Here is a 10,792-nt window from a genome sequence, read left to right on the forward strand (position 1 = left end):
GCGGGCCCTGCCGTGGAATGCTTCCGGTAGCAGTTCCTAGCTTGCGGCGTCGGCCTTGGCTTGGATGCTCTCGAGTACTTCCTGAGCAGACTTGCCGGTCCCCAACTCGCCCATCAGTGACTTGAATGCACCATCGGTGGCGTTCCATGCCGGGTTTGTCGTCGGGTAGAAGACCGCGTTAGGCAACATGTCCAGGAATGGCGTGAGTGTTTCGTCTCCAGCCATCTTCTCGGAGCCGGACTTCGTCGTTGGCAAGAATCCTTCGGTGCTCACCCAATCGGTGTAGACGTCAGCGGAGAAGAAGTAGTCCATGAATTCTTTGACGGCAGCAGACTTGCTGCCGTCATTCCTGAAGGACATCAAGCGATCGGCAACACCCAGCGTTGCAGGCTCACCGGATTTCGTCGGCACGGCAGCCACACCGTAGTCCAGCTTCGGGTTCTCGTCCTCAATCTGCCCGATTGTCTGCGGCAGCGCGTAGGCGAAGCCGAGCTTGCCTTGGACGAACGTGTTGAGCATCGGGGTACGCTGTGTGGCACCGGGATCATTCTGGGTGACACCGTCGTCTACCATCTTCTTCATGAACTCGGCCGCTTCGAGGTTTTGCGGCGTATTCACCGAGATCTTCTGCGAGTCTCCGAAACTGCCACCGTTTCCGGCGAACCAGATCAGCGATTCGCCCTGGGCTTCCTCGCTGCCCAGGGGCATCCCGTAACCATCGGCCTTGGTTTTCTCGCTGATCAGCTTCGATGCATCATGGAGTTCTTCCCAAGTGGTAGGAACGGCATCAACGCCGGCTTCTTCCATCAGGGCCTTGTTGTAGAACAAAGCCCGGGCCGAAGCGATCAATGGCAAACCGAATTGGGTGCCTTCGAACTTCTCCGCGTCCGCAAAAGTCGTTTGGAAATCATCGATGGTTTCCTGCGAGGCAATGTCACTTGCCGGTGCAAGCAGGCCCTCGGCAGCGAACTCCGCGAAGGCTCCGCCGTTGTAGATGTCAGGAGCTTGTCCACCCTGCAACTTGGTTTTCAGCACACCCTCGATGTTTTCCCAAGACTGGACTTCGAGGTTGACGTCAATGTTCTCGTGCTCGGCTTCGAAGTCAGCGATTACGCCTTCCCAGAGGCCCTTGGTCCCATCCGAGTAAGTCGGTACGAGCATGTTCAAGGTCGTAGTGCCACCTGAAGCATCCGCGGATCCGCCACCATTATCAGAAAAACCGCAACTGGTCAGTAGCAATGCCGCGGCTGTTGAAAGGGCGAGAACCCCGGTTCGCGTCGTACGTTTCATGGTTGCTCCTCATCGCTGTGATGCTTTTGCATCGATGCAAGTGTGAATAATTCGTGACTTTTCTTGCCGATATAAATCAAGAAAAGTCAGATTCACTAAAAAGTATGAAGTGTTACGGATCACAGGTCAAGAGAATTTTGATATTTAGAGATTTAACTTGTTCGAAAAAGCTCATAAGTAATCATTAATGCATGCTTCTTTGCCAGTTTAGTGCTCAAGCAAGGCAAAGAGGCGGAGCAGGCGGGCCGCTTCTGAGGCCAAGGCTGCGCGGCCAGCGCCCACATATTTGCGTGAGTCAACGGCATCAGGATTGGCTTCGAGCCAATCACGCACGGCACGGGTAAAGAATCCATTCAGGTGCGTGGAAACATTAATCTTGCGCATGCCGGAGTTAATCGCCTTGACCAGCGTAGTGTCGGGGACCCCGGATGACCCGTGGAGCACCACTGGTATGGCCAGCGTTGACGAAAGCTGCTCAATCAGTGGCAAGTCCAGGCTGGCAGATCGCTCAAGCATGGCGTGCGAGGAACCGACGGCCACGGCGAGGGCATCAACCTCTGTCAGAGAATGAAAATGCCGTGCTTCGACAGGGTCGGTGCGTACCCCAGGAGCGTGGGCACCGTCCTTTCCGCCAATTTCTCCAAGTTCTGCCTCGACGTAGACCCCTTGGCGATGGGCGGCTTCCACTACTCGTATGGTGGCTGCAACGTTCTGCTCAAAGGGCAGTTTGGCGCCGTCGAACATGACCGATCCAAATCCCAGATCCATTGCCTGGTATACCAGCGATTCATCCTCGGCATGATCCAGATGCACAGCCACCGGGACTTCGGCAGATTCGGCCAATGCCAGTGTTGCAGCGGCAATCGCGTGGAGTCCACCGTGGTATTTCACGCAATTCTCGCTAATCTGCAAGATCACCGGCAACCCGACCTGCTCAGCACCACCGATTATGGCTTGGGCGGTCTCGAGGTGAATAACATTAAAAGCTCCTTGGCCTCGGCGTTGCTTTACTGCCTGATCCATAATTTGGCTGGTGGGAACCAATGGCATGGTCGTGCTCCTTAGATTTGTTCGTTCGCAGGGATAATGCGGTAGTTGGTGTCTCTAGCCAGCTCGATGTGCTGGGGTGACAGGCTCCCTGCAGTTGGCATGAGTACCGTAGCCGCGGACCAGGCGACAGCCCGTCGCAAGATCGCTTCCCGGTTCAGCAGCTGCACAAACCCCGAGGCGATAGCGGCCACGGCCGAATCCCCTGCCCCAGTTGGGTTCCCGGACAGCGTTCGGTTGAGTTTGGCATGGGCGACCAGCGGTGTTTCCCTGGTGAAGTGGTACAGCCCTTGGGCCCCGGCACTGACATAGACTTCCGGGGCGCCAAGACGCAGCAATTCCCGCGCTCCCCCACCTATGCTGGCGCAACCGGTGGCCTCGCGCAGCTCATGATCGTTGGGCTTGAGAACTGCCCCGCATTTGGCAGCGAGCAGCAGGTTTGGCCCGCTGGTATCCACCACAGTCCACAGTCCTTGGCCGGTGGCGTGGCCAATGAGCCTGCTGATTGTTTCCTTGGGAGTTCCCGGTGGCCAGGATCCGCAGATGGCCACCGCGCTCGCTGTCGATAGCAAGGCCTGGAACTCGTCTTCTATACGCGACCATTCGGCAGTTGCCAGCGCGGTACCTGTTTCGTTGAAGATGCTCGTCATGTCGGACTCCGCGTCATGGAAAGCCATGGAGCGGCGGGTGGGGACAGAAGTGCGAACCGGATTGATCGCAATGCCCTGCTGTCCTAATTCGACAGCGAATTGCTCTCCAAGGCTGCCACCCAGCGGACATATGACTTCGACGTCAATGCCCTGGGAGTGCAGTACCTTGGCTACGTTGATCCCCTTGCCACCTGCTTGGCGATGCTGCAGCGTGACCCTGTGGCTGGAGTCCAGCTTCAAATTCGGGGTCAAGTAGGTTTCGTCCATGGCCGGATTCGGCGTGAAGCTAAGAATCATGGGTGGCGCCCTGCCCCGGGATGTGTTGCCTGGCGGGCGAGCAGCAAGGCACCTTGCAACCCTGCCTCCGCGCCAAGCCGCGCCGGAACAATCCGTGGTCTGCGTTGGAAAGATAATCGCCGTTCTAGCGATTGTTCTATCTCAGCAAAGAACGATGGCCCGGCTTGAGCCAAACCTCCGCCAATGATGATTCCTTCTGGCGCGGTTGATGAGCATAGTTGAGCCAGCGTGAAGCTCAGAGCCTCAATGGCCTCCGCGATGATCGTTGCCGCTTTGGCGTCTCCAGCGGCCCGGGCGGCGAAGATTTCTTTGGCACCGGCCGATGTTCCCGTGGCTTGTTCGTATCTTCGTGCGATGGCACCGGCCGAGGCGAGGGTTTCCAGGCAGCCTGTGGCACCGCAAGCACAGAGCAGGCCTCCGGGGACCGGCGCATGCCCCAGTTCCCCTGCGTACCCGCCAGCTTCCAAGAGACGGCCGTCGACCACCAAGGCCGACGCAATCCCGGTTCCTATGATCAAAATGGCGCTGTTGCGCCGCAGTGCGTCGTCGTGTGCGCCGCTTCCTAACTCCAGTTCTGCACGGGCAGCCGAAGCCACATCATGCCCGAAGCCCACAGGCAGTCCGAGCGCGTCAGAGACCAGCCGCTTCATCGGAACATCGCGCCAGCCGAGGTTCGCTGAGAACACTGCCATCTCGGCAACCGGGTCTACCAATCCGCAGACCACCAGGCCCGCTGCCGCCGGCTGCTGGTCATTCGCTTCACGGAGCTTGGCTGCGAGCCCGAGCAACTGGTCAACGAGTACCTGGGCGGCAAGCTGCGGGGATGCCTTGCGCGTAGGTTCTCGCAGTACCCGGAGAATTTCACCTTCTTCTGTGGCCAGCCCGGCTTTAACGTCGGTGCCGCCGACATCGAAGAGCAGATATCGCTTTAACATGGCTGAGTACTCAGCCTTCCAGAATCACCGAGCGCGTGAGGTTGCGCGGGTGGTCCGGGTCCATCCCCCGGGCACGCGCCCGGTCCAGGGTGACCCTGTGAATGTAGGCAAGCTCGGCCAACGGGTGACGGTCTTCATTGATGTAGATGGCGCCAGTGCTGCGCACCTGGATATCCAGGTCCTCGGGCTGTTCGCCGAGCATCCACGTCACTCGGTTGGGCGCGGCAATGGCGATCGGCCCGTGACGGTAGTCCATTGCAGGGTAGGCTTCGGTCCACCCTTGGACAGCCTCTCTCATTTTCAAGGCGGCTTCATGGGCCAGGCCCACGGAGAATCCCCGTCCAAGGAAGGTGAATTGTTCTGCGTCCACTAGTTCTTGTGGTGTTGGCGAGTTCACCAGCGCTTCGGCTTGGGTCATTGCGTGATCCAGCTTTTCCCCCACGCTGGAGAGCAAATAAGCCAGGGCAGTGGTAGCAAAACGCGTCTGGACGACGGACTGCTCATCGGCATAAGGCAGCTGAATCACGGCATCGACCCTGTCCACTATGGGCGAGGCCACGTCCCCGATGATGCCTACGGTGTGGATGCTGTCATCGAGTTCGGCCAGCAGTTGGAGCACTTCAGAGGTGGTGCCCGAACGAGTAATCGCAACCACGGCATCGTAGTCACGCGTAGCGATACGCGCTTCAGATGCGACGAAGGCATCAGTCACACCGTGGCCTGCTGCTTCTCTCGCCGCGGCATAGGCTTCAGCCATGAACCATGATGTCCCGCATCCCACTACGGCAACCTTCGCGCCCTTGGCCGGCAACAGGTTTTCGCGCTGTTGCTGCGCTACTGCACGACGCCACATCTCTGGTTGCGAGACCAGCTCTTCTTCCATATGTGCGCCTAGCACGGTTCGCTCGCTCATGCGTTTGCTCCTTTTGGCATGCAGTGCCCGACAGATCAGGATTGATGTTTTATGATTATTTTTAGATGATAACAGTCAGAAACAATCTATTTCGAGTATAGGGTGAGAAACCCGTCTTGAGAATGCCTGCCCAGAAATTCTCCAATTCCCGCCAGTGGCAGACCGCTCCCAAAAGTGCGGCAGCAATCGACTATTGATGGGAATTAACTAGTCAGCGAGGAAATTACCGCGTTGTTCCAGGCATGCAGATTCTGCTCGTCCGATAGCCGGTCCACTGATGATCAACCTCGGCGAAATGTGTTCCCACCACAAGCCACGTGAGATTTGGCTTGATCGACCGATGGGATTACCGGCTTGGGCATAAAGAAAGCCCGCCTGAAAAATTTTCAAGCGGGCTTTCATGCACCGTTTCCGGTGCAAACAATATCTAGTTCAGTGCTGAGATGGCTGCATCGTAGTCCGGCTCGGTGGTGATCTCCGGGACGATTTGGCTGTAAACAACCTTGCCGTCTTCATCCAGGACAACAACCGAACGGGCCAGCAAGCCACCCAGTGGACCGTCAACCTGGGTCACACCGTAGTCCGAACCGAAGTCGGAACGGAAGACCGAAGCAGCGGTAACGTTCTCGATGTCTTCGGCACCGCAGAAGCGTCCCAGTGCGAATGGCAAGTCAGCAGAAACGCACACCACGGTCGTGTTCTCCAGGCCGGCAGCCAATTCGTTGAAGCGACGCACGCTGGCAGCGCAAACGCCGGTATCAACCGACGGGAAGATGTTCAGGACAACGCGACGGCCAGCCAGCGATTCGCTGGTGACATCTGCAAGGCCGGTGTCGGTGAGAGTGAAAGCTGGAGCCTGCGAGCCAACGGCCGGCAGATCACCAATAGTCTGTACAGGGGTTCCCTTGAAAGCAGTATTAGCCATAGGTCCTGTTTATCATGAATGCCTAATCCGGAGCTATATTTTTTGCCTGCTAGCGCAAACAAGTCGCTCACCTCTCGTTCCTATGCAAAACTGTGGACATGGGCCCCGACTACGATTCATACGCAGCGAAGATGCGTGCTCAGACCCTTGACGGCACTGATTTGGAAGTAGTCGCCCGTTTCACCGACATGCTCTGCCGCCGCAATTCACGAATTCTCGATATCGGTTGCGGGGTAGGCAACACCGTCAACGCCTTGCGCCGCTTGGGACACCGTGGCTACGGCATAGATCCCACACCCCAAGTGCTGGATGTAGCTGCAGAGCTATTCGACGGGAGCTGGTTCCGGCAGCAATCGGCGAACCAGCTGGCCCTGGGCTCATTGGACGAGCATGACCTGCCAAGGACGTACGACGCCATATTGTTGACCGGTAATGTGCCTGCTTTCATTTCTCGCGATGAACTGCGAGGCGTTTTCAACTTAGCCGATCAGGTGCTCAGCGTCTCGGGCGTACTCGTTGTCGGAACCACCCGCCATGCCAACGGCGGACCGGAAGACCAGGACGAACTTCGCGAAGGAACCTCGCTGCAGCTCGTGCAGCGATTCGCCGACTGGCATTTGGCTCCCTACCGTTCTGGCTCCCAATGGTCGGTGAGCGTGTACGCGCGCACCGGTCAGCGTTCAGGATTCGAGAGCCCCGATGGAATATTCATTCTGCCCTCCTAGCCTCGTGGCTATTTGCGAAACGCCGCCAGGTATTCAACAGGCGGCAAGCTTTTCAAGGCCTGGAATCGCTGCCTAAATGCGACCGCTGTTTCGTAGCCAACTGACTTTGCAAGAGCAGCTGCCATTTAATCGGTTTCCACGAGCCGCAGGCAAGCCTCTTTTATTCTCAGTGACATTGGGACAGTGGGCATCCCCATGCAGAACTGTGCTGAGCCAAGCGGGAGAATTGCCCATGGCTCCGGGCACGAGACGCTGATTTCCCAGCGCTAGGAAGCTACCAGTCCGGGAAGGCACGGAGGCTTGCCTCGATCTCGCCAGAAGCCGCCACCAGTCGTCGGGAATTGGGAGTACCGGACCTGCGTGGCCAGCAGGGGCAGGCATTGAAGGCTTCTCATCGCTTCCATCGAGCAGTCGGACAGAATGCAGAGTCCTAGTTTTGCTTACGGCTTGGACTGCTTCAATCCGCAGCACGGCTCGGGGCCGAAGAATCCTTGCGGCCGGATCCCTGCCGCCCCTATCCCCCTTCCCTGGGCGCGCGCGATCCAGACAAATTTTGGATGGGCTCTCACATAGCTCTAGATCGCTTTGCCGGCCCGATACACGCTGTGGGTCAAGTTCATCCCAGGACGGTACGCCAGATGCGCAGCAACTGGCGCGTCAAGAACATGCAGATCCGCGCGCTTGCCGATCTCAATAGATCCCACTTGGTCGGCAACGCCCAGCGCGAGCGCCCCTCCGTAGGTTGCCGCCTCGATGGCTTCAGCCAGGGTCAGGTCCATTTGGAGCACTGCGGTAGCCACGCAGAAGTTCATGTTGCTCGTGTAGCTGGTACCCGGATTGCAGTTGCTTGCCAGTGCGATTCGCACGCCTGCATCGAGCAGTGCACGGCCCGGGGCCAGCGGTTGCCTTGTGGACAGGTCGCAGGCGGGCAAGCAGGTGGCGACGGTGCCCGCAGTCCCTGTTCTTGTTGCAGTGTCCCAGCCAGCCCAGCTTCCGGCGAGCGCATGGAGGTCCTGTTCGTCCAGGTAATTCACGTGGTCTACCGAGTGGCTGCCGAACTCTACGGCCAGCTTCACGCCCGGCCCTGGACCCAGCTGGTTTCCGTGGACCTTCGTCGCCAGTCCCTTGTTCCTTGCGGCGTCCAGGACCCGGCGCGACTGTTCTTCGGTGAATGCGCCGCGTTCGCAGAAGACATCCACGAAGTCGACGTAGGCCGCCACGGCATCCAGCATCGGTCCGGTGACCAAATCGGTGTAGTCATCGGCATCCCATCCTGCCGGTACCAAGTGAGCGCCAAGGAAAGTCAGGGAATCGACCAGCGGCTTGCCCAGCACCGAATGCCGGATTTCTTCTTCCAGTGCCAGGCCGTAGCCGGTCTTGGTTTCCATCCAGGTGGTACCCATCGCCAGAGCTTCACGGCGGCGATCAGCCACGAGGTCGGCCAGTTCCTTGTCCGAGAGCTGCCCGGTGGCCGATGTGGTGACCGCGATGCCTCCAGCGGCATAGGACTGGCCTGCCATGCGGGCTACGAACTCCTCGGCGCGGTCGCCGCCGAAAATCAGGTGGCTGTGGGAATCAACCCAACCGGGCAGCACCGCACGGCCGCCCAAATCGATCCCGTGTCCTGCAGCAGGTGCATGCGCCATGTTGCCGATCCATGCGACCAGTCCGTCCTCGATCAGCACCGCCGCGTCTTCCAGCACGCGGCCCTTCGCGTCAACCGTAGTCAGCTGTCCAATGTTGGTAAGCAACAAGGTTGCCATGAGCGCTCCGCCTTCGTGGTATTTCCAATCCTTTAGCCAAGAGCCTACCCATGGCTCGTTGCCTATGGGGCAGAACAATAGGGTGCCCGTCTGGGATTTCAGACTGGCACCCCATTGTTCCCACTGCAGGCCAGGGTTACCCCTTGGTGGCACCTGCCAGCAATCCCCGCACGAAGAACCGTTGCAGGGCGAAGAAGACCGCCAGCGGAATGATCATCGAGATGAAAGCGCCTGCGGTGAGCAGCTCCCAGGATTGCCCGTAGGTACCCGAGAGGTCCTGGAGCGCTTTCGTGATCGGCAAGCCTCCACCCGAGGTGAAGACCGTCGCAACCAAGAGGTCATTCCACACCCAGAGGAACTGGAAGATTCCGAAGGAAGCAATAGCCGGCATCGACAGGGGCAGGACGATCTTCGAGAAGATCTTCCCGTGCCCGGCTCCGTCAACACGAGCAGCCTCGATGACCTCATCGGGGATCTCCGAAATGAAGTTGTGCAGCATGAAGATCGCCAACGGCAAGGCGAAGATCGTGTGGGCAATCCAGACCTTGGCGTAGGCGCCATCCAACCCGTTGACTCCCAAGCCCGGCAGGATATACAGCCCACCGATCTTCACTCCGTCCGAGAACAGCTGGAGCAGCGGAACCAGCGCCATCTGGATCGGAACGATCTGCAGGGCGAAAACGAGAACGAAGAGCGTATTGCGCCCCTTGAAGTTGATCCACGCGAAGGCATAGGCAGCCAAGCTGGCGACAAGGATCGGCACGATCGCCGCCGGAATGGTGATGACCAGCGAATTCAGGAACGCCTTGGACAGCGGAAGGCTGTCGCCGGAGGCAAAGGCCTGCGCATAGTTATCGAGCGTGAATGAAGGGTTGGACAGGGCCGTCCACCAGCCCGAGGTCTTGATGTCATCAGCCTGCCTGAAGGAGGAGACAAACAGGCCGAAGGTGGGGATGGTCCACACCGCGGCAATGATGAACGCCGCAATGGTGGCTGCGCGGGAGGTGGTGGCTTTGCGCAGTTTCCCGCTGGTTTTCTCGGTAGCTGCCAAGAGGCGTCGAGAGGATTCGCTGACGGTGCTCATCGGACTCCCCTTTGCTTCTTATGCTGGCGGACGTTGTAGATGATGATCGGCAGTACCAGGATGAACAGGATGACGGCCAGGGCCGAGCTGTAGCCGGTGCGTGCCCCGAGCTGGAACTGGCGCACCATTTCGAATGCCAGTACCGTTGTATCCGAGCGTCCGCCGGTCATCGAAGAGACGATGTCGAAGACCTTGAGCGAGGCAATGGAAATGGTGGTCAATACGACGATGACGGTGGAGCGGATCCCCGGCAGCGTGACATTGGCGAAACGCTGCCATGGGCTGGCCCCGTCCAGGGAGGCTGCTTCGATTTGCTCTGCGGGCACGCCCTTGATGGCCGCGGACAGGATGACCATGGCGAATCCCGCCTGTGTCCAGATCAGGATGACCACCAGGAACAACGTGTTCCACGGTTCGAGCCCGAGCCAGTCGACCGGGGTGGCCCCGAATGCCGTGATGATCGCGTTGAGCACGCCTATTTGCTCGCCCTGGCGGATGTCGTAGAAGAACTTGAAGATGATCGATGCGCCAACGAAGGAAATCGCCATGGGCATGAACACCAGCAGCTTGAAGAACTTCTCGCCACGGCTCTTGTCGATGAATACCGCGTAGGCCAATCCGATGATAGTGGAGACCACGGGCGCCACCAGAACCCACACCAGGGTATTGAGCAGGGCGGTCAGGCCATCGGGGCTGGTGAACACCCAGAGGAAATTCCCCAGGCCGACGAAGCCGGATCCGTCGTTGGCCATGAAGGCGCTGACCGCGGTGCGGACCGTGGGGTAGATCAAGCCCATAGCGAGCAGCAGCATGGCCGGAGCCAGGAAACCGGACAGCTGCAGCAGCGAGCCGGCGCCGGATCGCGAGCGCCGGTCCAGGAAAAACAGCACCGCACCGAGCACCGCGGCCAGCGCGGCCACCCACATCACGGAGTTGTACAGGCCCAGGACCAGCAGGATCGCCACCGGGACCAAGACCGCGGCGGCAAAGCGCACGACGGCGAAAACCCGTCCGCCCTTGGTCGCTATCTCGACAAAGGCGAGGATCGCTGCGATCAAGACCGCGAAGGCAACCAGGACGATCGGCACTTGGACTAGCGGCGGAACGCCAGCCAGCCACTGGAAGTATTCAGACATGCGTTCAGGCTCCTACAATCCCGCCCA

The 10,792-nt window shown here is 59.1% G+C and carries 10 protein-coding genes; 1 reads left to right on the forward strand and 9 read right to left on the reverse strand.

Features of this window, described 5'->3' with window-relative positions:
- Nucleotides 1-36 precede the first annotated feature (36 nt).
- From ACNPM8_RS13380 to tpx, 6 genes are all read right to left on the reverse strand, one after another.
- Nucleotides 37-1,290, reverse strand: a complete 1,254-nt coding sequence (locus ACNPM8_RS13380; RefSeq protein WP_105657188.1) for an extracellular solute-binding protein — start codon at nucleotides 1,288-1,290, stop codon at nucleotides 37-39.
- Between the two features lie 207 nt (nucleotides 1,291-1,497).
- On the reverse strand, nucleotides 1,498-2,340 hold the full coding sequence (locus ACNPM8_RS13385) for a class II fructose-bisphosphate aldolase (RefSeq protein ID WP_448939999.1): 843 nt from the start codon (nucleotides 2,338-2,340) through the stop codon (nucleotides 1,498-1,500).
- Nucleotides 2,341-2,351: 11 nt separating this feature from the next.
- Nucleotides 2,352-3,254 carry a 1-phosphofructokinase family hexose kinase gene (locus tag ACNPM8_RS13390; protein WP_181148824.1) on the reverse strand — a complete coding sequence of 301 codons (903 nt, stop codon included), beginning with the start codon at nucleotides 3,252-3,254 and terminating at the stop codon, nucleotides 2,352-2,354.
- 26 nt (nucleotides 3,255-3,280) lie between these two features.
- On the reverse strand, nucleotides 3,281-4,219 hold the full coding sequence (locus ACNPM8_RS13395) for an ROK family protein (RefSeq protein WP_105661771.1): 939 nt from the start codon (nucleotides 4,217-4,219) through the stop codon (nucleotides 3,281-3,283).
- 10 nt (nucleotides 4,220-4,229) lie between these two features.
- Entirely contained in the window at nucleotides 4,230-5,132 is a 903-nt protein-coding gene (locus ACNPM8_RS13400; RefSeq protein ID WP_448940000.1) for an SIS domain-containing protein, read from the reverse strand.
- 427 nt (nucleotides 5,133-5,559) lie between these two features.
- Nucleotides 5,560-6,057, reverse strand: a complete 498-nt coding sequence (gene tpx, locus ACNPM8_RS13405; protein ID WP_105661770.1) for a thiol peroxidase — start codon at nucleotides 6,055-6,057, stop codon at nucleotides 5,560-5,562.
- A gap of 98 nt (nucleotides 6,058-6,155) precedes the next feature.
- Between tpx and ACNPM8_RS13410 the strand changes: the two genes are divergently transcribed.
- Nucleotides 6,156-6,782 carry a class I SAM-dependent methyltransferase gene (locus tag ACNPM8_RS13410; protein WP_448937492.1) on the forward strand — a complete coding sequence of 209 codons (627 nt, stop codon included), beginning with the start codon at nucleotides 6,156-6,158 and terminating at the stop codon, nucleotides 6,780-6,782.
- A 575-nt stretch (nucleotides 6,783-7,357) separates the two neighbouring features.
- Here the strand turns inward: ACNPM8_RS13410 and hutI are convergent.
- The 3 genes from hutI to ACNPM8_RS13425 all read right to left on the reverse strand — a co-directional run bounded on the left by hutI (nucleotide 7,358) and on the right by ACNPM8_RS13425 (nucleotide 10,765).
- Nucleotides 7,358-8,545, reverse strand: coding sequence for an imidazolonepropionase (hutI, locus tag ACNPM8_RS13415; RefSeq protein ID WP_105661768.1), 1,188 nt, complete (start codon nucleotides 8,543-8,545; stop codon nucleotides 7,358-7,360).
- A 136-nt stretch (nucleotides 8,546-8,681) separates the two neighbouring features.
- Nucleotides 8,682-9,629 (reverse strand): carbohydrate ABC transporter permease, encoded by a 948-nt coding sequence (locus tag ACNPM8_RS13420; RefSeq protein WP_105661767.1) that lies wholly within the window; start codon nucleotides 9,627-9,629, stop codon nucleotides 8,682-8,684.
- Nucleotides 9,626-10,765, reverse strand: a complete 1,140-nt coding sequence (locus tag ACNPM8_RS13425) for a carbohydrate ABC transporter permease (protein WP_448940001.1) — start codon at nucleotides 10,763-10,765, stop codon at nucleotides 9,626-9,628. Before ACNPM8_RS13425 ends, ACNPM8_RS13420 begins: the two co-directional genes overlap by 4 nt.
- Between the last annotated feature and the right edge of the window lie 27 nt (nucleotides 10,766-10,792).

The organism is Glutamicibacter sp. AGC46 (assembly GCF_053543715.1).